The organism is Enterobacter sp. 61D5 (assembly GCF_034107965.1).
GTDB classification, from domain to species: domain Bacteria; phylum Pseudomonadota; class Gammaproteobacteria; order Enterobacterales; family Enterobacteriaceae; genus Enterobacter; species Enterobacter cloacae_M.
On record NZ_JAWNFK010000012.1, the window covers coordinates 150,811 to 175,830 of the forward strand.

Consider the following 25,020-nt stretch of genomic DNA (forward strand, 5'->3'; position numbering starts at 1 on the left):
GGGACCGCTCCCATGAGCGGTCTTTTACGTGGTGTATGCTTAACGTAACGACTATGCGTAAGGATGGCTTATGAAAATTGTTATCGCACCGGACTCGTATAAGGAAAGTTTGAGTGCGCTTGAGGTTGCGACAGCGATAGAACGTGGTTTTCGCGAGATCTTTCCCGAGGCAGCTTACGTCAAACTGCCGGTCGCGGACGGTGGCGAAGGGACGGTTGAGGCGATGATCGCGGCAACGCAGGGACGCATTGTGCATGTTCCGGTGACCGGCCCGCTGGGTGAGCGCGTGGAAGGTTTTTATGGCTTATCCGGTGACGAGCAGAGTGCCTTTATTGAAATGGCGGCGGCAAGCGGCCTGGAGCTGGTCGTCCCTTCGCAGCGTAATCCCCTGAAAACCACCTCCTGGGGCACGGGCGAACTTATTCGTCACGCGCTGGATGCGGGCGTTAAGCATATCATCATCGGCATTGGCGGCAGCGCCACCAATGACGGCGGAGCAGGGATGGTGCAGGCGCTGGGGGCAAAGCTGCTGGACGACAGCGGGCAGCCACTTGGGCAGGGCGGGGGCGAGTTGGGAAAACTCGCGCGTATCGACCTGAGCGGGCTGGACAGACGTCTGGCGGAGTGCCGGATAGAGGTCGCCTGTGATGTGACGAATCCGCTCACCGGTAAGGATGGCGCGTCAGCCGTATTTGGTCCGCAAAAGGGGGCCACTCCCGAGATGATCGTCACTCTGGACAACGCGCTGGCGCAGTATGCGAGAGTCATTGCCCGGGATCTGGATATCGATGTTCTAAACCTAGCTGGCGGCGGCGCGGCGGGTGGCATGGGAGCCGCGCTGTACGCCTTTTGCGGCGCGCAGCTGCGCCAGGGCATTGAGATCGTGACCGATGCACTACACCTGGCCGACCAGGTGGCCGATGCGGATCTGGTGATCACGGGAGAAGGCCGCATCGACAGCCAGACGATCCACGGCAAAGTCCCGGTGGGCGTGGCGAAAGTGGCGAAACGCTTTAACAAACCCGTCATCGGCATTGCAGGCAGCCTGACGGCGGACGTTGGCGTGGTACACGATCACGGTATTGATGCGGTGTTTAGCGTGATCTACACCATCTGCTCGCTGGAGGATGCGCTGGAAAATGCCAGCGAGAACGTCAGGATGGCCGCCAGGAATATCGCGGCGGTGCTGAAAGTGGGGCAGGGAATGTAGTGCTCCCTCTCCCTGTGGAAGAGGGGCGGGGTGAGGGCATCAGGCCGCACCCGCAATTGCAGGCCCGGTAAACGTAGCGCTACCGGGCTTTTATCTCAGCTTCCCAGCAACTTCGTCGCTTCGCGCGTTACGTTATCCATCTCATCCAGCAGCTCCAGGAACTCCGGTTCAAGCTCCGATTCCGGCGTGCCGGCACGCAGCTGCTGCTCCAGCAGCTGGCAAAGATTTTTCAGCCGCGGCACGCCGCTGTACCCGCAGCTGCCGTGCAGCTTGTGGATCGCCTCCAGCAGCGCTTCCGGGTTTTCACCCACCAGCTGCTCTTCCACCTTATTACGAATTTCCGGCAGAAACGCGACCAGCATTTGCAGCATTTCGCGGGCTAAATCGGGTTTACCCGCCGCCTGGCGCAGCGCGAGCTGCCAGTCAAAGGTGGCGTTCTGGTTAACGCTGATTTCAACCGGCTCGCTGGAAACCGTGTACGTCCCGCCAATGTGACCCGGCTTATAGCGTAACAGCAGGTTGTGAAGTTTCTCTTCATCGATGGGCTTCGCCAGATAGTCATTCATTCCGGCGCTCAGCAGCTTCTCTTTCTGACCGGCCATCGCGTGCGCGGTGACCGCAATAACCGGGGTTTGCTGCTGGTGCGGCAGCTGGTGGATCAGCTCGCAGGCCCGAATGCCATCCATGCCCGGCATCTGAATATCCATCAGGATTAAATCGAACTGCATCTGCTTCGCCTGTTCAACCGCCTGCGCGCCGCTGGTGCACAGCTCAACGTGCTGAACCTGGTCTTCAAGCAATGCGCCAATCAGCTTCAGGTTGGCTTGATTATCATCCACCGCCATCACGCTCATGGGCAATTTTTGCTCATCGTTAATCAGCGGGAGAGCATGCTGGCTAAGACGGCAATACTCCGTGAGCGCGGGCAGGAGGCGGGTCGAGGTGAGCGGTTTCAGCAGACACGCGGCGGCTCCGTCGTTTTTCAACTCCTCTGCATTAATCTGGGCGTGGCAGGGTAGCGCCAGCAGCAGATAGTCGGTCATTGACGCGGCTTTCGCCAGCCGCTCCTGCTGCATGGTCAGTTCGCCAGTGAAGGTAACCGGGATCCCCATCAGCAGAATATCGTAGTGCTCAACGGCAAGCGCTGAGAAGGTTGGGCTGTAGACCACCTCCAGCGGCGTGGTGCTTAAAATATCGAGCGCGCACTGCGCTGCCGCCGCATTAGGTTCGACGTAGGCCAGACGCTTGCCTTTCAGGCAGTCCGTCACCGGGCCATCGGTCAATACGTTCGGGTTGAGGTCCAGATTAATGTGGAACCAGAAGGTTGAGCCGCGGTTCGGCTGGCTGTGGAAAGAGATATCGCCGCCCATCTCGTTCACAAGGCGCTGCGTGATTACCAGCCCCAGGCCGGTACCGCCATGACGGCGGGAGATACTGGCGTCCGCCTGACGGAACGCCTGGAACAGACGCGACTGATCACGCTCAGGAATACCGATGCCGGTATCGCGGATCTGGACTTCAATCTGCACCTTATTGCTGCTGATGGAGCGTTTTTCTACCAGAATGTCGATGTTACCGCTTTCGGTGAATTTAATCGCATTCCCGACAAGGTTGGTAATGACCTGCTGCAGGCGCAGGGGATCGCCAATGACGTTATCCGGCACGTCGTTTTTAATGTTGAGCGTCAGCTCAAGACCTTTGTCGTGCGACGAGTGCGCGAGCAGCGTCACCACCTCATCGAGCGTACTGCGCAGCGGGAACGGAATGCTTTCCAGGATCAGCTTGCCCGCTTCCAGCTTGGAGAAGTCGAGCACGTCGTTGATGATCGCCAGCAGGTTGTTGGCCGAACGTTCAATGGTGTGCAGGTGATCGCGCTGAGTCGGGTTGAGCTCGCTTTTCAGCGTCAGGCGGGTAAAGCCGATCACGCCATTGAGCGGCGTACGCAACTCGTGCGACATATTGGCAAGGAATTCCGACTTAATACGTGCCGCTTCCTGGGCGCGCTTTTTCGCCAGATCCAGCTCAACGTTCTGGATCTCCATCTGCTCCAGCGTTTCGCGCAGGTCGGATGTGGCCTGGTCAACGTTGTGCTGCATCTCTTCGTGATACGCCGCCAGCGACATGGCCATCGAGTTGATGCCGTTCTTCAGCATGTCCAGCTCACCCAGCATAAACCCTTCCACCCGGCTGTCGAGCTGTCCCCGGCGGATGCGGTCAACCGTATTAACCATGTTGCGGATGGGGCCCGTCACGTCGCGCATCAGGCGCCAGCCGAAGATCAGCGCAATGCCAATGCAGAACAGCATCATCACGCCAGAGATGAAAATTTCTTTGTACTGCTGTAGCCGGACCGACTTGAGATCCAGCTCCAGCGCCACATATCCCAGCATATTGTTGCTGGATTTGGCATCGGATTGCGCAGACTCATCGGGTGAATAGCTTTCCGATACGATCGGCGTGCGCAGGATCATGATATCGCCGCGCCGCAGTACGGTGAGGTGGCGCGGGAATGGCGTACCGTCCGGGATCTTCAGAGCCGCCGGATCGAGATGAAAATTCGAGGTGACAAACAGGCGGTTATGTTCGTCGTAAACGGAAATGGCGCGTACGATGTCCGAGTGGCGGCGGTGGAGCACGCTGATTAACTGACCAATGGATTCGCGGTTTTGCAGGTTCATGCCGTACTCGCTGGAAACGGCAAGCGGTTCGATAATGCTGGCACCTGCATCCTCCAGCTGCCGCTGCAAATCGTTATAGCGGTGCACCACAAAGAAGATACTCAGCAGCAAACCGATGAGAACGGTGGGGGCGAGGATCAAAATCATCATGCGCGCGCGCAGGCTGTAGTTGGTCATGGCGTTCCGTTATGGGACAATTAAGATAATTATGTTTATGTGAGAAAAATCTCGGCGATGGCGCAATTCTACTCTGCAAAGCGACGCGTGACGACGCGTCAAATCATTACTGTTGAAGCCACGGACCTCGATCCGTTTGGTCAGGGAGTGGCACGTCATAATGGTAAGGCTCTGTTTATAACAGGTTTACTGCCAACAGAACGAGCAGAAATTACGCTGACGGAGGATAAACGCCAGTTCGCGCGCGGACAGGTTAAGCGTCGCCTCAACGATAGCCCGGAGCGCGTGAAGCCCCGCTGCCCACATTTTGGCGTTTGCGGGGGCTGCCAGCAACAGCATGCGAGCACAGAATTACAGCAAAAAAGCAAAAGCCGCGCGCTGGCGCGTCAGCTTAAACATGACGTTAACGAAATTCTCGCCGATGTGCCCTGGGGCTATCGTCGACGCGCGCGCCTGAGCCTCAGCTATCAGCCAAAAACGGCTCGGCTGGAGATGGGGTTTCGCAAGGCCGGTTCCAGCGACATTGTCGATGTGCAGCAGTGCCCCATTTTGGTGCCCCATCTTGAGGCATTACTTCCGGAAGTGCGCACCTGTCTTTCCGGGCTGGACGGCGTTCGCCATCTCGGGCATGTCGAACTGGTTATGGCAAACAATGGACCGCTGATGGTCCTGCGCCATACCGCGCCGTTGTCGAAAAAAGATCGCGAAAAACTGGAACGCTTTTCGCATTCCCACGACCTGGCGCTTTTCCTTGCACCACAAAGCGAGATACTTGAGCAGGTTACCGGTGAGGCGCCCTGGTATGCGTCAAACGGGCTACGCTTAACGTTCAGCCCGCGGGATTTCATTCAGGTGAATGATGGCGTTAACCAACTGATGGTTGAGAAAGCGCTGGCGTGGCTGGATGTTCAGAAAAGCGATCGGGTGCTCGACCTGTTCTGCGGAATGGGCAACTTCACGCTGCCGCTGGCGCGCGAAGCGGCCAGCGTCGTCGGCGTGGAAGGCGTTGAGGCGCTGGTAGCTAAAGGGCAGGAGAACGCGCAGCAGAACGGCTTGCAAAATGTGACATTCTTTCATCAAAATCTTGAGGAAGATGTCACCCAACAGCCGTGGGCAAAACAGGGCTTTGATAAAATTTTGCTCGATCCGGCGCGGGCCGGTGCCCCGGGTGTGATGGCACATATTATTAAACTCGCGCCAAAGCGTGTGGTCTATGTTTCCTGTAACCCGGCAACGCTTGCTCGGGACAGTGAGGCATTAATCAGCGCGGGTTACCAGATTCAGCGTCTGGCAATGCTGGACATGTTCCCGCACACTGGACATCTGGAATCGATGGTGTTGTTCGAGCACATCTAATTTGTTTGGCTTGTCGACTTCGACAGGCCCAGGTCCCTAAAGGAGAGGACAATGGTTGCGGTAAGAAGTGCACATCTCAATAAAGCTGGGGAATTTGACCCACAAAAATGGATCGCAAGTCTGGGAATTTCCAGCCAGCAGTCGTGTGAACGCTTAACCGAAACCTGGGCCTATTGTCTGCGCACCACGCAGGGGCATCCGGATGCCGATCTTCTCCTGTGGCGCGGCGTGGAGATGGTGGAAATCTTATCCATGCTGAACATGGATATTGAAACTCTGCAGGCCGCGCTTCTCTTCCCCCTTGCGGATGCTGACGTGGTCAGCGAAGACGTGCTGCGCGACAGCGTCGGGAAATCCGTCGTCGCGCTGATCCACGGCGTGCGCGATATGGCGGCTATTCGCCAGCTCAAAGCCGCACACACCGATTCCGTCTCCTCTGAGCAGGTCGATAACGTACGCCGGATGCTGCTGGCCATGGTGGATGATTTCCGCTGCGTAGTCATCAAGCTTGCCGAGCGGATTGCCCACCTGCGTGAGGTGAAGGATGCGCCGGAAGACGAGCGCGTGCTGGCGGCCAAAGAGTGTACAAATATCTACGCGCCGCTGGCGAACCGCTTAGGGATTGGTCAGCTGAAATGGGAGCTGGAAGATTACTGCTTCCGCTATCTGCACCCGGCGGAATATAAACGTATTGCCAAACTCCTGCACGAGCGCCGTATCGACCGCGAGCACTATATCGAGGAATTTGTCGGCGGGCTGCGCCAGGCGATGAAAGAAGAGAACGTGCGCGCCGAAGTCTACGGTCGCCCTAAGCATATCTACAGCATCTGGCGCAAAATGCAGAAGAAACACCTCGCCTTTGACGAGCTGTTTGACGTGCGCGCCGTGCGTATCGTGGCGGAGCGTCTACAGGACTGCTACGCCGCGCTGGGGATAGTACACACTCACTTCCGTCATCTTCCCGATGAGTTCGATGACTATGTCGCCAACCCCAAACCGAACGGCTATCAGTCTATCCATACCGTTGTGCTTGGCCCTGGCGGCAAAACGGTCGAGATTCAGATTCGCACCAAACAGATGCACGAAGACGCCGAGCTGGGCGTGGCCGCGCACTGGAAATACAAAGAAGGCACGTCCGGCGGAGCGCGTTCTGGCCACGAAGACCGCATTGCCTGGCTGCGCAAGCTGATTGCGTGGCAGGAAGAGATGGCCGACTCCGGCGAGATGCTCGACGAAGTGCGCAGCCAGGTCTTTGACGATCGCGTGTACGTATTTACCCCAAAAGGGGACGTTGTCGACCTGCCGGCGGGCTCTACGCCGCTCGATTTTGCCTACCACATCCACAGCGATGTGGGGCACCGCTGCATTGGGGCGAAAATTGGCGGACGTATCGTACCGTTCACCTATCAACTGCAGATGGGTGACCAGATTGAAATCATTACCCAGAAGCAGCCCAACCCGAGCCGTGACTGGCTTAACCCGAACCTGGGCTACGTCACCACCAGCCGCGGGCGATCGAAAATTCACGCCTGGTTCCGTAAACAGGATCGTGACAAGAACATCCTTGCCGGCCGCCAGATCCTCGACGACGAGCTGGAGCATATCGGGATAAGCCTGAAAGAGGCGGAGAAATTCCTGCTGCCGCGCTACAACTTTAACGAGCTTGATGAGCTGTTAGCGGCGATTGGCGGCGGTGATATCCGTCTGAATCAGATGGTGAACTTCCTGCAGGCGCAGTTCAATAAGCCAAGCGCGGCAGAGCAGGACGCGGCGGCGCTGAAGCAGCTGCAGCAGAAAACCTACGCCCCGCAGCAGCGCAGCAAAGACAACGGCCGCGTGGTGGTTGAAGGCGTAGGTAACCTGATGCACCACATTGCCCGCTGCTGTCAGCCTATTCCGGGCGACGATATCGTCGGCTTCATCACCCAGGGACGTGGGATTTCGATTCACCGTTCCGACTGTGACCAGCTTGCCGAGCTGCAGTCGCATGCGCCGGAGCGCATCGTGGAAGCGGTCTGGGGTGAGAGCTATTCTGCCGGCTACTCGCTGGTGGTGCGCGTCACTGCCAACGACCGCAGCGGCCTGCTGCGCGACATCACGACCATTCTCGCCAACGAGAAGGTCAACGTGCTGGGCGTCGCCAGCCGCAGCGATACCCGCGAGCAGCTTGCCACCATCGATATGACCATCGAAATCTACAACCTGCAGGTGCTGGGCCGCGTGCTTGGCAAACTGAACCAGGTGCCGGATGTGATTGACGCGCGTCGTCTGCACGGCGGTTAAACACACTCTTCTGTAGGCCGGGTAAGGCTTTGTCGCCACCCGGCTTGTTTTTTTAATGGAAAACACTATGACTCAAATCGACCGCCTGCTTGGCATCATGAAACGCCTGCGCGACCCGGAAAACGGCTGTCCGTGGGACAAAGAGCAGACTTTCGCCACCATCGCCCCGTACACCCTTGAAGAGACCTATGAGGTGCTGGACGCTATCTCCCGCGAAGATTTTGACGACCTGCGCGGCGAGCTGGGCGATCTGCTGTTCCAGGTGGTGTTCTATGCGCAAATGGCGCAGGAAGAGGGGCGCTTTAACTTTGACGATATCTGCTCTGCCATCAGCGACAAGCTTGAGCGCCGTCATCCCCATATCTTCGGCGATGCCACCGCAGAGAACAGCGCTGAGGTGCTGGCCCGCTGGGAGCAGATCAAAAGCGCCGAGCGAGCGGAAAAATCCCAGCACTCGGCGCTGGATGATATTCCGCTGAGCCTGCCCGCGCTGATGCGCGCGCATAAAATCCAGAAACGCTGCTCCGCCGTCGGTTTTGACTGGACCTCCCTCGGCCCTGTGCTGGATAAAGTGCACGAAGAGATTGACGAAGTCATGCACGAAGCGCAGCAGGCGGTGGTGGATGAAGCAAAGCTTGAAGAAGAGATGGGTGACCTGCTGTTTGCAACCGTCAACCTTTCTCGCCATCTGGGTGTAAAAGCGGAAACCGCCCTGCAAAAAGCCAACCTAAAATTCGAACGACGCTTTCGCGAAGTTGAGCGGATTGTCGCCTCGCGAGGCCTGGAAATGAGCGGAATTGACCTCGAGGCAATGGAAGAAGTCTGGCAGGAAGTAAAGCGCCAGGAATCTGATCTCTAACGAGATTTTGCGATCAAGCGCAATTTGTGTGATTTTTTAAATGACAAGCGCTTGATTTGCGTCAAAAACATTTACCCAAAAGGGGCTATTTTCTCACTCCTTATGTTTGTCATGACCTGGAATGGAGACGGAGAATGAAAGTTTGTGGCGCTCGCCGTGTTCGGGTATACTACTTTCCCGTCCTGGTTATTCCATCGTTTCACCTTAACTTCTCAGGTTCAGCATGACAACGAACTATATTTTTGTGACCGGCGGGGTCGTATCCTCTCTGGGTAAAGGCATTGCCGCAGCCTCCCTCGCAGCCATTCTTGAAGCCCGTGGCCTCAATGTGACCATGATGAAACTGGATCCGTATATCAACGTCGATCCGGGCACCATGAGCCCAATCCAACACGGGGAAGTGTTCGTTACTGAAGACGGCGCTGAAACCGATCTGGATCTTGGCCACTACGAGCGTTTCATCCGCACCAAAATGACCCGTCGTAACAACTTCACGACTGGCCGCATCTACTCCGACGTTCTGCGTAAAGAGCGCCGTGGTGACTACCTGGGTGCAACCGTTCAGGTTATCCCGCACATCACTAACGCAATCAAAGAACGCATTGTTGCAGGTGGCGAAGGCCACGACGTGGTGCTGGTTGAAATCGGCGGTACCGTGGGTGATATCGAATCCCTGCCATTCCTGGAAGCGATTCGTCAGCTGGCGGTAGATATTGGCCGTGAGCACGCGCTGTTCATGCACCTGACTCTGGTGCCGTACATGGCCGCCGCAGGTGAAGTGAAAACCAAGCCGACACAGCACTCTGTGAAAGAGCTGCTCTCTATTGGTATTCAGCCAGATATCCTGGTTTGCCGCTCCGATCGCGCGGTTCCGGCGAACGAACGTGCGAAAATTGCATTGTTCTGTAACGTGCCTGAAAAAGCCGTTATTTCAATGAAAGATGTCGATTCCATTTATAAAATCCCGGGCCTGTTGAAATCTCAGGGCCTGGACGATTATATTTGTAAACGATTCAGCTTGAACTGTCCGGAAGCGAACCTGTCTGAATGGGAACAGGTTATCTATGAAGAAGCCAACCCGGCAGGCGAAGTCACTATCGGTATGGTCGGCAAGTACATTGAACTGCCGGATGCCTATAAGTCAGTGATCGAAGCGCTGAAACACGGTGGTCTGAAGAACCGTGTTTCCGTGAACATCAAGCTGATTGATTCGCAGGATGTTGAAACGCGTGGCGTTGAAATCCTGAAAGATCTGGATGCTATCCTTATCCCTGGCGGCTTCGGCTACCGTGGTGTTGAAGGCAAGATCGCCACCGCGCGCTATGCGCGTGAAAACAATATTCCATACCTCGGCATCTGTCTGGGTATGCAGGTTGCGCTGATCGAATTTGCGCGCAACGTAGCGGGAATGGAAAACGCGAACTCTACGGAATTTGTGCCAGACTGTAAGTACCCTGTTGTGGCGCTTATCACTGAATGGCGTGACGAAGAAGGTAACGTCGAAGTCCGTACCGAGAAGAGCGATCTGGGTGGCACCATGCGTCTTGGCGCACAGGCCTGCCAGCTGTCTGACGATAGCGTGGTTCGCAAGCTGTACGGCGAGCCGGTCATCACCGAGCGCCATCGTCACCGCTATGAAGTCAACAACATGTTGTTGAAACCTATTGAAGCCGCGGGCCTGCGTGTTGCGGGCCGCTCCGGGGATGATCAGTTAGTCGAGATCATTGAAGTGCCAAACCATCCGTGGTTTGTCGCCTGCCAGTTCCACCCGGAATTTACTTCAACGCCACGTGACGGGCATCCGCTGTTTGCAGGCTTCGTGAAGGCCGCCAGCGACTACCAGAAGCGTCAGGCGAAGTAAAAAAAGTTAGAACGGCAACGCGTACCTTTGGTACGCGTTGTTTGTCTGGAGTTTTAGTTTAACTTGTACTGAGGAAAATCTAATGTCCAAAATCGTTAAAGTCATCGGTCGTGAAATCATCGACTCCCGTGGTAACCCGACCGTTGAAGCCGAAGTTCACCTGGAAGGTGGTTTCGTTGGTATGGCTGCTGCTCCATCAGGTGCTTCTACTGGTTCTCGCGAAGCGCTGGAACTGCGCGATGGCGACAAATCCCGCTTCTTGGGCAAAGGCGTACTGAAAGCGGTTGGCGCTGTAAACGGTCCTATTGCTCAGGCAATCCTTGGCAAAGACGCCAAAGACCAGGCTGGCATCGACAAGATCATGATCGATCTGGACGGTACTGAAAACAAATCTAACTTCGGTGCGAACGCAATCCTGGCAGTTTCTCTGGCAAACGCCAAAGCGGCTGCTGCTGCGAAAGGTATGCCACTGTTCGAGCACATCGCTGAACTGAACGGCACCCCAGGCAAATACTCCATGCCTGTACCAATGATGAACATCATCAACGGTGGTGAGCACGCAGACAACAACGTTGATATTCAGGAATTCATGATTCAGCCAGTTGGCGCGAAATCCCTGAAAGAAGCGGTACGTATGGGTTCTGAAGTGTTCCACAACCTGGCTAAAGTTCTGAAAGCTAAAGGTATGAACACTGCTGTTGGTGACGAAGGTGGCTATGCGCCAAACCTGGGTTCTAACGCAGAAGCGCTGGCTGTTATCGCAGAAGCAGTAAAAGCTGCTGGCTACGAGCTGGGCAAAGACATCACCCTGGCGATGGACTGTGCAGCATCTGAATTCTACAAAGACGGTAAATACGTTCTGGCTGGCGAAGGCAACAAAGCGTTCACCTCCGAAGAGTTCACTCACTTCCTGGAAGACCTGACCAAACAGTACCCAATCGTGTCTATCGAAGACGGTCTGGACGAGTCTGACTGGGCTGGCTTCGCATACCAGACTAAAGTACTGGGCGACAAAATCCAGCTGGTTGGTGACGACCTGTTCGTAACCAACACCAAGATCCTGAAAGAAGGCATCGAGAAAGGCATCGTTAACTCCATTCTGATCAAATTCAACCAGATCGGTTCTCTGACCGAAACTCTGGCTGCGATCAAAATGGCGAAAGACGCTGGCTACACCGCTGTTATCTCTCACCGTTCTGGCGAAACTGAAGACGCTACCATTGCCGACCTGGCTGTGGGTACCGCTGCAGGCCAGATCAAAACCGGTTCTATGAGCCGTTCTGACCGTGTTGCTAAATACAACCAGCTGATTCGTATCGAAGAAGCGCTGGGCGAAAAAGCACCATACAACGGTCTGAAAGAGATCAAAGGCCAGGCATAATTGCTTAAGCCTTAAAATGAAAATGCCAGTCGAATGACTGGCATTTTTTTTGGCTATTTAAAATCGACCGCCATTTGCTCCGGAATGGTCAGCCCCTGAGTGGTTTGCACGCAGCGGGCGATGTAATCCGTAAACCGGGGTGGCTTCGGCATCCCCATGCTCAGCAGCTTATCGTTGCTGAAGCGCACGTTAAGCGTGGCAAACGCACCGTATAAACGCATGGCTTTCAGCATCAGACGTTCGTTGCACGGCCCAAAAATATGTTTCAGCTCGCGGCGCATTCTGACCAGCGTTTCGTAGCTGACCTGCGCATATTTATCCCCGACGGGGGCTTTCTCCAGCGCCTGCGCCATTGCCTGATCGATATCCGCAAAGCGAACGCTGTTCTCTTCTCCCGCAGAAATGTGTACCACTTCTCCCGGACGAGCGTTGCTGTTGAGCAGCATTAACATCGCGTCGGCGCAATAATCCACCGGAACAACGTCGATCCTGTCTTCCATTGAGCACATAAACTTCTGCAGCATCAGGCCCATGCTAAAGACCCAGAAAATGCTGCTCGACGGCGTGCAGCCGTGACGGGTATGGCCGACGACGATGGACGGACGGGCGATGAGCAGCGGCAGGTTCGGACACTCCTGGCGCATCAGCTGTTCGATGGTTGACTTCGAAAACGTGTATTCCACCAGGTGTTCAGCATTCTCTCTGAATTCCGCACTTTCGGCGACCAGTGAATCCTGCTCCGGCGTGCATGACATTGCTGTGCCGACGTGGAGGAAACGCTGCAGTCCTGTAACCTGCTCCATACGGCGCGCCAGCGCGAGCGTACCTTCTACGTTTACCTTCCAGATCAGCGGGTTATTACCAAATGAGGCCACGGCCGCACAGTTAACCACGTGCGTGACCCGATCCAGACGGGGATCGTTGAGAAAGGCTTCAGGCTGGCTGAGGTCGCCAATCAGGATATTATCCACCTTCAGGGAGGCCAGTTTGTCCTCGGGAACGTTGAACTTGCGCATGTTCTCCAGCACGCGCTCCAGCCCGCTCTGCGGATCGCTGGCGCGCGCAAGCAAAAGGAGTTTTGCAGGTTGATCGCTGGTCAGGATTTTTTCAAGAACTGCACCGCCCAGAAATCCGGTCACGCCTGTAATCAATAACATCTTCATTAATACCGTCTCATTATGATTGATGAGGCGGATTGTAGGCGTGCAAAAGTAAACGGCATTTAAATAATAAAACGCCGAAATCGATGGCGTCTTAAGCTTATTTTAAGGAAAGGGAATCAGGTGGAGATATTGGACACTATCGCAAGGGTAAAAATTCACTCTATTAAAATTTAAATTTTAACTTATTGAATTTGAATGTTTTCATGAGGTCTGTGTCGAATGGTTAACGTAATTCAAAATGTAATAAATATAATAATTTGTTACACCAAACATTTATCGAATAAATGTTTTAAATACCACTTAACTCAAATCAGACAAAATAAGTCGCAGGCCGATTTATTTAGCCTGCGAATGATTTTCAGAGCAAAAGGGGAAGCGTGGCGCTGGCTGTTTGCTGGCTAACGTCGCCATAATGACCATCCAGCGCAATCATGGACGTGGTCAGCAGCTCGACCAGCAGCATGACTCCAACCTTAGCATTGAGCGCGCCTGCACTTAGAGGGCCTTCTGGTTTGGCGGCAACCAGCTGCATGTCGCTCAGAGACGCCAGCGGGCTGCGGGGCGTATTGCTGAGCGCCAGAACCTTAACGCCGCGCTTGCGGGCAAGCTTCACCACGTGGAGTAAATCCCGCGTTGAACCCGAACTGGAGATGGCCACAACCAGCGTATCTTTCGAAAGCGTTGTCGCATTCATGGCTGCGCGGTGCATATCGCTAAACAGCTGTGCGGGTTTGCCCAGCCGCAACAGCTTGTAATGCAGATACTCTCCGAGGATCGCGCTGGCCGCGACGCCATAAATCTGCACGGATTGCGCCTGGTGCAGCGCCAGCGCAGCCTTTTCAAGCAGGGCGCGGTCGAGGAGTCTGGCGGTATCCTGCAAAGCCTGCACCGACTCATCCACCACGTTATCAATCTCATCCCCCGCCTGACGCGCGGGCTGGCCCTGCTGAATATCCAGCGCAAGCGCCATTTTAAATTCGTTATAGCCCTTGCAGCCCAGCGTCCGGCAAAGGCGCGTGACGCTGGCCTCGCTGGTGTGGCTCTCGCGCGCCAGTTCGGTGATCGTCAGGTAGAGCACCCGGGCTGGATCGCTGAGGACAAACTCACCGAGTTTTTGTTGCGTTGGGCTGTACCCGGAAGCCTCCTGGCGTAGCTTCAGCAGCAGGTTTTCATGGTCTGACATGCTCGATCCTTAATGCGTTTCTCTGCGACTAGTGTGGCGGAAAGCGGGGGAAAGATGCCAGTCATTTTGAAAAAGTATGATCGTCGTCCTGGTTTGTGATGATAATTTTCACTATTAAGTATTTTTATGGTAAAAATTTTCATCGTTTAATGAGGGGATGAAAAAATGATGCAAATATTCAGTGGGGCTTCTTCAGGAGGATGGTTTGAAAAAGCGCAGCGCTTTGGCAAATCCTTTATGTTGCCGATTGCCGTGTTGCCCGCGGCGGGTCTGCTGCTGGGGATAGGCGGCGCGTTATCGAATCCCAACACGCTGGCAGCCTATCCGTTTTTAGACGTGAGCTGGCTTCAGGCCATTTTCACCATCATGAGCAGCGCAGGATCCATCGTGTTTGCGAACCTCTCGGTGTTGTTTGCCGTTGGGGTGGCCGTCGGGCTGGCAAAAAGCGATAAGGGCACGGCGGGTCTGGCGGCGTTACTCGCGTTTCTGGTGATGAATGCCACCATCAACGCGCTGCTGATCCTCACCGGCAAACTGGCGCATGAGAACCCGGGGGCCGTGGGGCAGGGCATGACGCTGGGTATTCAGACGCTGGAAACCGGCGTGTTTGGCGGCGTGGTGATTGGGCTGGTGACCTGCACGCTCCATCACCGGTTTAATAAAATTGCGCTTCCGCAGTTCCTCGGGTTCTTTGGCGGCTCGCGCTTTGTTCCCATCATCAGCTCGCTGGCGGCGATACTCGTCGGCGCGCTCATGACCGTGGTCTGGCCGCATTTCCAGAAACTGATTTTTGGTCTCGGCGGGCTGGTGGATGCCACCGGCTATCTGGGCACGCTGCTGTACGGCTTTATTTTACGCATGCTGGGCCCGTTTGGTTTGCACCACATCTTCTATCTGCCGTTCTGGACCACCGCGCTCGGCGGCAGTGAGATTGTTAACGGTCACCTCGTTGAGGGAACACAGCGGATCTTCTTCGCCCAGCTGGCCGACCCGAACACGCAGCATTTCTATGAGGGCACGTCGCGCTTCATGTCCGGGCGCTTTATTACGATGATGTTTGGCCTGCTCGGCGCGTGTCTGGCGATGTACCACACGGCAAAACCGGAGAACAAAAAGCGCGTTGCCGGGCTGCTGCTCTCTGCGGCGCTACCTCGTTCCTGACCGGGATTACCGAGCCTATCGAGTTTTCCTTCCTGTTTATTGCGCCGGTGCTTTACGTCATTCATGCGCTGTTTGACGGGCTGGCATTCATGCTCGCACACATGCTGCATATCACCATCGGGCAAACCTTCTCCGGCGGTTTTATCGACTTTGTGCTGTTCGGCATTTTGCAGGGGGAGGCCAAAACCAACTGGATGTTCGTTCCGCTGGTGGGCGTGCCGTGGTTCTTCCTTTACTACTTCACCTTCCGCTATCTGATTAACCGTTTCGATTTTGCCACGCCGGGTCGGGAAAAGGAGGCGATGGCCAGTGAAGCGACCTTCTCGCAGAGCGAGCGCGCCGTTGCGGTGATCGCGGGATTAGGCGGAAAAGAGAATCTGGAAGAGGTGGACTGCTGCGCCACGCGTCTTCGCGTTACGGTGAAGGACGGCAGCAAAGTGAATGACGCGGCGCTGAAAGCCACCGGCGCGCGCGGCGTTATCGTGCGCGGTAACGGTGTTCAGGTCATTTATGGCCCGCACGTCACGATTATCAAAAACGAAGTGGAAGAGATCTTATCGTAATGAAAACTGTACTGGATAACCTGAAGGGAAAACTGGTCGTCTCCTGTCAGGCGCTGGAAAATGAACCGCTGCATAGCCTGTTTATTATGTCGCGGATGGCGCTGGCGGCGGCGCAGGGCGGAGCCGCTGCCATTCGTGCCAACAGCGTGGTGGATATCGAGGCCATTAAGCAGCAGGTCTCTTTGCCTGTTATCGGCATCATCAAACGGGATTACCCGGAAAGCGAGGTGTTTATCACCGCCACGATGAAAGAAGTGGATGAGCTCATGGCCGCCTCTCCGGAAATCATTGCGCTTGATGCGACGGCGCGTGAGCGTCCCGGTGGAGAATCCCTGGAAACGCTGGTCACGCGCATTCGCTCGCGCTACCCCTCGGTACTGCTGATGGCGGATATTTCCACCGTGGGCGAAGCCGTGACGGCGCAGGCGCTTGGCTTTGACTGCGTCGGCACCACGCTTTACGGCTATACGGCGGAAACGGCGGGCCATTCGCTTCCGGAAAATGACTGCGCGTTCCTGAAGGCCGTGCTGGCCGCCGTGACGGTTCCCGTGATTGCCGAAGGCAACGTGGATACGCCTGAACGCGCGGCCAGATGCCTGGCGCTGGGCGCGCATACGGTCGTCGTCGGCGGCGCGATCACCCGTCCACAGCAAATTACCGAGCGTTTTATGGCGGCGATTGGCGCGCAAAGCACCGATGGAGCATGACCATCCGGCGGGGATCTGCGATACTTATCGTTTATCCCCTTTACTGAGATGACTATGCAGTACCCGATTAACGAGATGTTCCAGACCCTGCAAGGCGAGGGTTACTTTACCGGCGTTCCCGCTATTTTCATTCGTTTACAGGGATGCCCGGTTGGCTGTGCCTGGTGTGATACCAAACATACGTGGGATAAGCTCGCAGATCGGGAAGTGTCGCTGTTTAGCATTCTGGCGAAAACCAAAGAGAGCGATAAGTGGGGCGCGGGCAGTTCTGAAGATCTGCTGGCCATTATTGGGCGTCAGGGCTGGACGGCGCGCCACGTCGTGATCACCGGCGGTGAACCCTGCATCCACGATCTGACGCCGCTGACCGAGCTGCTCGAAAAGAACGGCTACAGTTGCCAGATTGAGACCAGCGGCACCCATGAAGTGCGCTGTTCACACACGACCTGGGTGACGGTATCGCCAAAAGTGAATATGCGCGGCGGGTATGACGTGCTGTCTCAGGCGCTGGAACGTGCGGATGAGATTAAGCACCCGGTAGGGCGCGTGCGTGATATCGAAGCGCTGGATGAACTGCTGGCCACGCTGACGGATGAAAAGCAGCGCGTCATTGCGCTACAGCCGATCAGCCAGAAAGACGACGCGACGCGCCTGTGCATTGAAACCTGTATTGCGCGCAACTGGCGCCTGTCGATGCAGACGCACAAGTACCTGAATATTGCCTAAAACAAAGCCCGGTTTAGCCGGGCTTTTTTTACTCCCCGCGATAGATACAGCCGGCGGTACAGGTCTCTTTGATCATCACCGCGCTCAGCAGCGGCACCAGCGGCTTCATCTGATCCCAAATCCATTTTGCCAGCACTTCGCTGGTCGGGTTTTCAAGGCCCGGGATATCATTCAGGTAGTAATGATCCAGACGATCGTAGGTCGGCTTAAACGCCGCCTTCAGCTCGGCAAAATCCATGATCCAACCGGTATGCGGATCAACTTCACCGGTGATCTCAAGACGCACCATGAACGAATGCCCGTGCAGACGGCCGCATTTATGCCCTTCAGGGACATGCGGAAGGTGGTGGGCGGCTTCGAAGGTGAAATCTTTAAACAGTGTGGTGGACATGATCGCTCTCAGTAATGCGGAAAAAACCGCCGCATAGTACCGGAAAGCACAATTTTTAGCATTAACTAAAACGGCTCTGAAGCCAGGTGTCTCGTTAACAGGCGTTTTTTGTGGTTTTTATCGATAATTTTCAGTGGTTTAATTAATCGTTTTTATCGCTAAGTATGACAACTAAAACAGGTTAGTCCATTTGGTTATTTATTATTTCCATCCCTTCTTTAATTGTTATTATCCTCGCCGTTAACCTTATCTTCAGTTTGGATTTATTCGCTTAAAGTCCGCTTGGCTACTGGAACATAACGACGCATGACAACACAGGCCCCACCTTCAAATTTGCTTCCCCTGAACCCGGAGCAACTGGCGCGCCTTCAGGCTGCCACCTCTGATTTTTCTCCCACTCAGCTTGCCTGGGTCTCCGGTTATTTCTGGGGAATGCTCAATCAGCAGCCTGGCGCTGTGGCGGGTGCACCGGCAACGGCCGTTGAAATTCCGGCCATTACCCTGATTTCCGCCTCGCAGACGGGCAATGCGCGTCGCGTGGCCGAAGCGCTGCGTGACGACCTGCTGGCCGCCAAACTGAACGTGAACCTGGTCAACGCCGGGGATTATAAATTTAAGCAAATCGCGTCAGAAAAACTGCTGGTGGTGGTCGCCTCTACCCAGGGCGAAGGTGAGCCTGCTGAAGAAGCGGTGGCGCTGCATAAGTTCCTGTTCTCGAAAAAAGCGCCGAAGCTGGATGGCACGGCGTTTGCCGTATTTGGCCTTGGCGATACCTCGTATGAATTCTTCTGCCAGTCCGGTAAAGACTTCGACAGCAGGCTGGCGGAGCTGGGCGCGGAGCGCCTGCTGGACCGCGTTGACGCGGATGTTGAATACCAGACCGCCGCCGCCGAATGGCGTGCGCGCATCGTTGAGGTGTTGAAAGCGCGCGTGCCGAAAGAGACGTCGACGCAGGCCGCGTTCACCGCAACGGGTGCCGTTAACGACATCCACACCAGCCCGTACACCAAAGAGGCGCCGCTGACGGCGAGCCTGTCGGTGAACCAGAAAATTACCGGACGCGACTCTGAAAAAGACGTGCGCCATATCGAGATCGATCTCGGCGACTCTGGCCTGCGCTATCAGCCGGGCGACGCGCTGGGTATCTGGTATCAGAACGATCCGGCGCTGGTGAAAGAGCTGGTTGAGCTGCTGTGGCTGAAGGGTGACGAGCCCGTCACCGTTGACGGCAAAACCCAGCCGCTTTCAGAGGCGCTGCAGTGGCATTTCGAACTGACGGTGAACACCCCGAATATCGTCGAAAATTATGCCACCTTAACGCGCAGCGAATCCCTGCTGCCGCTGGTGGGCGACAAAGCGAAGCTGCAGCATTACGCCGCAACGACGCCAATTGTCGATATGGTGCGTTTCTCTCCGGCTCAGCTGGATGCCGATGCGCTGATCGGCCTGCTGCGTCCGCTGACCCCGCGCCTGTACTCCATCGCCTCTTCGCAGGCCGAAGTGGAGAGTGAAGTGCATATTACCGTCGGCGTGGTGCGCTACGACATCGAAGGCCGCGCCCGCGCGGGTGGGGCATCTAGCTTCCTGGCGGATCGCGTGGAAGAAGAGGGTGAAGTGCGCGTCTTCATTGAGCACAACGACAACTTCCGCCTGCCGGCGAACCCGGAAACACCGGTCATCATGATTGGCCCGGGCACCGGCATTGCGCCGTTCCGCGCCTTCATGCAGCAGCGCGCGGCAGATGAAGCGCCGGGTAAAAACTGGCTGTTCTTCGGCAACCCGCACTTTACCGAAGATTTCCTCTACCAGGTTGAGTGGCAGCGCTATGTTAAAGAAGGCGTACTGACCCGCATCGATCTGGCCTGGTCCCGCGACCAGAAAGAAAAAGTATACGTACAAGACAAACTGCGCGAACAGGGCGCAGAGCTGTGGCGCTGGATCAATGACGGTGCCCACATTTATGTCTGCGGCGACGCCAATCGCATGGCGAAAGACGTTGAGCAGGCACTGCTGGAAGTGATTGCCGAATTCGGCGGTATGGATGCCGAAACGGCGGATGAATTTTTAAGTGAGCTGCGCGTTGAGCGCCGTTATCAGCGAGATGTCTACTAATGAGCGAAAAACATCCAGGGCCACTGGTGGTCGAAGGTAAACTGACAGACGCCGAGCGCATGAAGCTGGAAAGCAACTATCTGCGCGGCACCATTGCTGAAGATCTGAATGACGGTCTCACCGGCGGCTTCAAAGGCGACAACTTCCTGCTGATCCGCTTCCACGGTATGTACCAGCAGGACGATCGCGACATCCGCGCCGAGCGTGCCGAACAGAAGCTGGAGCCGCGTCATGCGATGCTGCTGCGCTGCCGTCTGCCGGGCGGGGTGATCACCACCAGGCAGTGGCAGGCCATTGACAAGTTTGCCGGTGAAAACACGATTTATGGCAGCATCCGCCTGACCAACCGTCAGACCTTCCAGTTCCACGGCATTCTGAAGAAGAACGTGAAGCCGGTGCATCAGATGCTGCACTCTGTCGGGCTGGACGCGCTGGCGACCGCCAACGACATGAACCGTAACGTGCTTTGCACCTCGAACCCGTATGAGTCCGAGCTGCACGCCGAAGCCTATGAGTGGGCGAAGAAGATCTCTGAGCATCTGCTGCCGCGCACCCGCGCCTATGCGGAGATTTGGCTCGATCAGGAAAAAGTCGCGACCACGGACGAAGAACCGATCCTTGGCCAGACCTACCTGCCGCGTAAGTTTAAAACCACGGTCGTGATCCCGCCGCAGAACGATATCGATCTGCACGCCAACGACATGAACTTCGTGGCGATTGCCGAAAACGGCAAGCTGATTGGCTTTAACCTGCTGGTGGGCGGCGGCCTGTCCATTGAACACGGTAATAAGAAAACCTACGCCCGCACCGCGAGCGAGTTCGGCTTCCTGCCGCTGGAGCACACGCTGGCCGTGGCGGAAGCGGTAGTGACCACCCAGCGCGACTGGGGCAACCGTACCGACCGTAAAAACGCGAAAACCAAATACACCCTGGAGCGCGTGGGCGTTGAGACGTTCAAAGAGGAAGTGGAACGTCGTGCAGGCATCAAGTTTGAGCCGATCCGCCCTTACGAATTCACCGGTCGCGGCGATCGCATTGGCTGGGTGAAGGGTATCGATAATAAATGGCACCTGACGCTGTTTATTGAAAACGGCCGTATTCTGGATTATCCGGGCCGTCCGCTCAAAACCGGTCTGCTGGAAATTGCTAAGATCCATAAAGGCGAATTCCGCATTACCGCTAATCAGAATCTCATTATTGCCGGCGTGCCGGAGAGCCAGAAGGCGAAGATCGAGAAGCTGGCGCGCGACCACGGGTTAATGGATGCGGTTAAGCCGCAGCGTGAAAACTCGATGGCCTGTGTGTCGTTCCCGACCTGCCCGCTGGCGATGGCCGAAGCGGAACGTTTCCTGCCGTCATTCACTGACAAGGTAGAAGCGATTCTGGAAAAACACGGTATTCCGGAAGAGCATATTGTTATGCGCGTCACCGGCTGCCCGAACGGCTGCGGTCGCGCGATGCTGGCCGAGCTGGGTCTGGTGGGGAAAGCGCCGGGGCGCTATAACCTGCACCTGGGCGGTAACCGTATCGGCACGCGCATTCCGCGTATGTTCCGCGAGAACATTACCGAGCCGGAAATCCTTGATTCCATCGACGAGCTTGTCGGGCGCTGGGCGAAAGAGCGCGAAGCGGGTGAAGGCTTCGGCGACTTTACGGTGCGTGCGGGCATCATTCGCCCGGTGCTCGATCCCGCAAGGGATTTCTGGGAGTAACCACGAGAGGTAATTATGTCCGTACTCGATCTAAACGCCCTTAACGATCTGCCTAAAGTCGAACGCATTCTGGCGCTGGCAGAAACCAATGCCCACCTTGAAAAGCTGGACGCCGAAGGGCGCGTGGCGTGGGCGCTGGAAAACCTGCCGGGAGACTATGTGCTCTCGTCGAGCTTTGGTATTCAGGCGGCGGTCAGCCTGCATCTGGTGAATCAGATCCGTCCGGACATTCCGGTGATCCTCACTGATACCGGCTACCTGTTCCCGGAAACCTACCAGTTTATTGACGAGCTGACGGACAAGCTCAAGCTGAACCTCAAAGTGTACCGCGCGACGGAAAGCGCGGCCTGGCAGGAGGCGCGCTACGGTAAGCTGTGGGAGCAGGGTGTTGAGGGCATTGAGAAATACAATGAGATCAACAAAGTCGAGCCGATGAACCGGGCGCTGAAAGAGCTCAATGCGCAGACGTGGTTTGCGGGCCTGCGTCGCGAGCAGTCCGGCAGTCGTGCAACCTTACCGGTGCTGGCGATCCAGCGCGGGGTGTTTAAAGTGCTGCCGATTATCGACTGGGATAACCGGACGGTGTATCAGTATCTGCAAAAACACGGGCTGAAGTACCATCCGCTGTGGGACCAGGGCTATTTGTCGGTGGGCGACACCCACACCACGCGCAAATGGAAACCAGGAATGGCGGAAGAAGAGACGCGATTCTTTGGGCTGAAGCGCGAGTGCGGGCTGCATGAAGGGTGATAACCTTTTTGCCCGGTGGCGCTACGCTTACCGGGCCTAAAAAGGCTTATCCTCCCTCTCCCTGTGGGAGAGGGTTGGGGTGAGGGCATCAGGCCTTAAAAACCTCAGGCTTTCCCCGCTTTCGCCAGCTCCTTCACCAGCGGCAGCATGACCTTCACCACATCACGACTGCGGTGCTCAATCCGCTGAGGCAGCGCGCTGTCAATGTGCTGCTGATTATCCAGCATCACGTTGTGCCAGCTTGTCCCGTCCGGGAAGGCTTTCGACTTAGCGCGTTGCTGATAGCCATCTTTCTTGCCCAACGCCCAGTTTGTCGCTTCCACGTACAGCACCGGAATGCCCGCCTTATCGAAGACTTCCCCGTCGTTGCAGCAGCCTGTTCCGCGTGGGAAAGCAGGATTCCCGCCCGGATTGGTTGTGGCATAAACGCCATGGCTGCGGGCAATCGCCAGCGCCCGGTCGCGCGTCAGTTTCCGCACGGTACCCGGCGTACTCTGCCCGCTGTTGAAATAGAGTTTATCGCCGACGATCAGGTTATCGAGGTTGATCACCAGCAGCGTATTTTTCTTCTCCTCAGCGCTCATGCGTTTAAGGAGATTCTCAGCGCCGAGTTTGCCCTCTTCTTCACCGCTGGTAGCCACGAAACGAATGCCATACTGGGTTGGAATATCTTTCATCCGCTCGGCCAGTTCGAGCATCACGCCCAGGCCCGCCGCGTTGTCGTCCATGCCCTGCAGCGTCAGCCCGCCGAGGTTGTTATCCGTATCGGCATCGCTCATCGGGGCGTAGGTGTCAAGGTGCGCCATAATAATAATCTGTTCAGCCGCGCTACCTTCATGCGCCGCGATAACCGTACTACCGGTCACGTTATGCCAGTTTTTCGTTTTATTTCGTGAGGTATAGACGTAGCGGCTGTGAAACGACCGGATATCGCTCTGATAGCCCATCCCGGCAAACTGCTGGCGAAGATAGTCCGCGGAGAGCATCTCCGCAGGCGAGCCGGTCATGCGGCCAGGAAAGACGGTGGCAATATGCCGCGCCTGCATAGTGGCGATTTCACCATAAGGTTGGTTTTTTGCCTGGGCAGGAAGAATAAAGCAAACGCCGAGCGCCAGGGCAGCAATACGGTGGCGCGTTGCGGAAAACATAGTGAATCCTTAAAAACAGAGCAAAATATTAACCCGCCTAGTATGAAACTGTGATCGCCCATACACAATTTGAATTGCTCTTAAATGCCCGATATTTCGCATGTTAAGCACTTTTTGGCATTAGCTTTTTCACGGCGTTATTCCATTGAGTAACTACTCATTCCAATTCGTAATTTCATTCGGTCTAAGCCGCCCCCTATAGTCCCTTTATTCCTCGTTGTTAGTGAGTTGTTGCTTGTGGACTATCTGCCCTTATTTGCCGCGATAAAAGAGAAGCCGGTGCTGGTTGTAGGCACGGGTGAAATTGCCGATCGCAAAATCGCGTTTTTGCAGCGCGCAGGGGCGCAGGTGCGGGTAGTGGCAGAAGCGGATTTTGACGAATCACAAATCGATACCGTAGTGCTGGTGATTGCGGCGACCGAAGATCGCGATCTGAACCGGCGGATTTCCGACGCCGCTCAGGCCCGTTACCGCCTGGTGAACGTGGTGGACGACCAGCCGTTATGCTCGTTTATCTTCCCGTCGATCGTTGACCGTTCGCCGCTGCTGGTGGCGATCTCCTCCGGCGGTACCGCACCGGTGCTGGCGCGCGTGCTGCGTGAAAAAATCGAAGCGCTGCTGCCGACCAGCCTCGGGCGCATGGCGGAAAAAGCCAGCTTCTGGCGCAACCACCTTAAAACGCGCCTGACCAGCGTAACGGAACGCCGTCGCTTCTGGGAGCGCGTGTTTCGCGGCCGCTTTGCCAGCCTGATGCATGCCGGTAATGAGACGGCGGCGCAGAAAATCCTCGAGGACGAACTGGATAACCCCGGCAGCACGGGCGGGGAGATCATTCTGGTGGGGGCAGGGCCGGGCGATGCCGGGCTCCTGACGCTGCGCGGCCTGCAGGTGCTGCAGGACGCGGACGTGGTGTTCTACGACCATCTGGTCACCGACGGCGTGCGCGAGCTGATCCGTCGCGACGCGGAGCAAATCTGCGTCGGCAAACGGGCTGGCGAGCACTCGGTGCCGCAGCACGATACCAACCAGATGCTGGTTGACGCCGCTAAAGCGGGTAAAACCGTGGTGCGCCTGAAAGGGGGCGATCCGTTTATCTTCGGCCGCGGCGGCGAAGAGCTGCAGGCGGCAGCCGAAGCGGGCATACCGTTCCAGGTGGTGCCCGGCATCACGGCGGCCTCTGCGGTAACTGCCTACGCCGGTATTCCATTGACCCACCGCGATTACGCCCAGAGCGTGACCTTTGTGACCGGCCACTACAAGGCCGACAGCACGCCGTTCGACTGGTCGCATCTCGCCCAGAGCCGCCAGACGCTGGCGATCTACATGGGCACGATGAAGGCCGCGGACATCAGCGAACAGCTTATTCAGCACGGTCGCGAGGCGACGACGCCCGTTGCCGTCATTTCTCGCGGCACGCGCGTCGATCAGCATGTTGCGACGGGCACGCTGGAACATCTTGCAACCCTGGCGAAAGACGCCCCGATGCCCGCCCTGATCGTGGTGGGTGAAGTGGTGCAGCTGCACAGCACGCTTGCCTGGTTCCAACACACAACCGATACAGAAGGCTTTGGTTCTTCTGTCGTAAATTTGGCTTAAGGA

At 56.3% G+C, this 25,020-nt stretch carries 17 protein-coding genes and 1 pseudogene; 13 read left to right on the plus strand and 5 right to left on the minus strand.

Annotated elements, in window-relative coordinates:
- Positions 1-70 precede the first annotated feature (70 nt).
- Positions 71-1,210, plus strand: a complete 1,140-nt coding sequence (locus tag UTM25_RS13865) for a glycerate kinase (RefSeq protein ID WP_194401221.1) — start codon at positions 71-73, stop codon at positions 1,208-1,210.
- 95 nt (positions 1,211-1,305) lie between these two features.
- Here UTM25_RS13865 and barA read toward each other — a convergent pair whose 3' ends face one another.
- The gene (gene barA, locus UTM25_RS13870; RefSeq protein ID WP_047059997.1) at positions 1,306-4,065 is read right to left on the minus strand and encodes a two-component sensor histidine kinase BarA; all 2,760 of its coding nucleotides are present in this window, start codon (positions 4,063-4,065) and stop codon (positions 1,306-1,308) included.
- 57 nt (positions 4,066-4,122) lie between these two features.
- Here barA and rlmD point away from each other — a divergent pair, with 57 nt between their 5' ends.
- The 5 genes from rlmD to eno all read left to right on the plus strand — a co-directional run bounded on the left by rlmD (position 4,123) and on the right by eno (position 11,805).
- A complete protein-coding gene (gene rlmD, locus UTM25_RS13875) occupies positions 4,123-5,421 on the plus strand; it encodes a 23S rRNA (uracil(1939)-C(5))-methyltransferase RlmD (protein WP_194401220.1) in 1,299 nt (432 codons plus the stop codon).
- A 51-nt stretch (positions 5,422-5,472) separates the two neighbouring features.
- Positions 5,473-7,704: a GTP diphosphokinase gene (gene relA, locus UTM25_RS13880; RefSeq protein WP_023309015.1), complete on the plus strand. Its 2,232-nt coding sequence runs from the start codon at positions 5,473-5,475 to the stop codon at positions 7,702-7,704.
- Positions 7,705-7,771: 67 nt separating this feature from the next.
- The gene (mazG, locus tag UTM25_RS13885) at positions 7,772-8,563 is read left to right on the plus strand and encodes a nucleoside triphosphate pyrophosphohydrolase (protein ID WP_109844650.1); all 792 of its coding nucleotides are present in this window, start codon (positions 7,772-7,774) and stop codon (positions 8,561-8,563) included.
- A 223-nt stretch (positions 8,564-8,786) separates the two neighbouring features.
- On the plus strand, positions 8,787-10,424 hold the full coding sequence (pyrG, locus tag UTM25_RS13890) for a glutamine hydrolyzing CTP synthase (protein ID WP_023309013.1): 1,638 nt from the start codon (positions 8,787-8,789) through the stop codon (positions 10,422-10,424).
- A gap of 82 nt (positions 10,425-10,506) precedes the next feature.
- Complete coding sequence (gene eno / locus UTM25_RS13895) at positions 10,507-11,805, plus strand: phosphopyruvate hydratase (RefSeq protein WP_023309012.1); 1,299 nt, start codon at positions 10,507-10,509, stop codon at positions 11,803-11,805.
- Between the two features lie 53 nt (positions 11,806-11,858).
- Here eno and UTM25_RS13900 read toward each other — a convergent pair whose 3' ends face one another.
- Both UTM25_RS13900 and UTM25_RS13905 read right to left on the minus strand, forming a co-directional pair.
- Entirely contained in the window at positions 11,859-12,968 is a 1,110-nt protein-coding gene (locus tag UTM25_RS13900) for an SDR family oxidoreductase (RefSeq protein WP_126796356.1), read from the minus strand.
- 358 nt (positions 12,969-13,326) lie between these two features.
- Entirely contained in the window at positions 13,327-14,151 is an 825-nt protein-coding gene (locus UTM25_RS13905; RefSeq protein WP_194401219.1) for a MurR/RpiR family transcriptional regulator, read from the minus strand.
- Positions 14,152-14,316: 165 nt separating this feature from the next.
- On the opposite strand from UTM25_RS13905, the pseudogene UTM25_RS13910 reads away from it, so the two are divergent.
- From UTM25_RS13910 to queE, 3 genes and pseudogenes are all read left to right on the plus strand, one after another.
- Positions 14,317-15,875 (plus strand): annotated as a pseudogene (locus UTM25_RS13910) (PTS transporter subunit EIIC).
- The gene (locus UTM25_RS13915) at positions 15,875-16,582 is read left to right on the plus strand and encodes an N-acetylmannosamine-6-phosphate 2-epimerase (protein ID WP_320714896.1); all 708 of its coding nucleotides are present in this window, start codon (positions 15,875-15,877) and stop codon (positions 16,580-16,582) included. Before UTM25_RS13910 ends, UTM25_RS13915 begins: the two are co-directional and overlap by 1 nt.
- Before the next feature lie 54 nt (positions 16,583-16,636).
- Complete coding sequence (gene queE, locus UTM25_RS13920; RefSeq protein WP_023333236.1) at positions 16,637-17,308, plus strand: 7-carboxy-7-deazaguanine synthase QueE; 672 nt, start codon at positions 16,637-16,639, stop codon at positions 17,306-17,308.
- 28 nt (positions 17,309-17,336) lie between these two features.
- Here the strand turns inward: queE and queD are convergent, their stop codons facing one another.
- A complete protein-coding gene (gene queD, locus UTM25_RS13925; protein ID WP_023309002.1) occupies positions 17,337-17,699 on the minus strand; it encodes a 6-carboxytetrahydropterin synthase QueD in 363 nt (120 codons plus the stop codon).
- Between the two features lie 306 nt (positions 17,700-18,005).
- Between queD and cysJ the strand changes: the two genes are divergently transcribed.
- Genes cysJ through cysH form a run of 3 tightly spaced genes read left to right on the plus strand, consistent with a single transcriptional unit; the run spans position 18,006 to position 22,273 of the window.
- Positions 18,006-19,811, plus strand: a complete 1,806-nt coding sequence (gene cysJ, locus UTM25_RS13930; protein WP_194401218.1) for an NADPH-dependent assimilatory sulfite reductase flavoprotein subunit — start codon at positions 18,006-18,008, stop codon at positions 19,809-19,811.
- Positions 19,811-21,523, plus strand: coding sequence for an assimilatory sulfite reductase (NADPH) hemoprotein subunit (gene cysI / locus UTM25_RS13935; RefSeq protein ID WP_320714897.1), 1,713 nt, complete (start codon positions 19,811-19,813; stop codon positions 21,521-21,523). Before cysJ ends, cysI begins: the two co-directional genes overlap by 1 nt.
- 15 nt (positions 21,524-21,538) lie before the next feature.
- Positions 21,539-22,273: a phosphoadenosine phosphosulfate reductase gene (gene cysH / locus UTM25_RS13940; RefSeq protein WP_194401216.1), complete on the plus strand. Its 735-nt coding sequence runs from the start codon at positions 21,539-21,541 to the stop codon at positions 22,271-22,273.
- 104 nt (positions 22,274-22,377) lie between these two features.
- Here cysH and UTM25_RS13945 read toward each other — a convergent pair whose 3' ends face one another.
- On the minus strand, positions 22,378-23,421 hold the full coding sequence (locus tag UTM25_RS13945; protein WP_194401215.1) for an aminopeptidase: 1,044 nt from the start codon (positions 23,419-23,421) through the stop codon (positions 22,378-22,380).
- A gap of 237 nt (positions 23,422-23,658) precedes the next feature.
- Here UTM25_RS13945 and cysG point away from each other — a divergent pair, with 237 nt between their 5' ends.
- Entirely contained in the window at positions 23,659-25,017 is a 1,359-nt protein-coding gene (cysG, locus tag UTM25_RS13950; RefSeq protein WP_023308997.1) for a siroheme synthase CysG, read from the plus strand.
- The last annotated feature ends 3 nt before the right edge of the window (positions 25,018-25,020 follow it).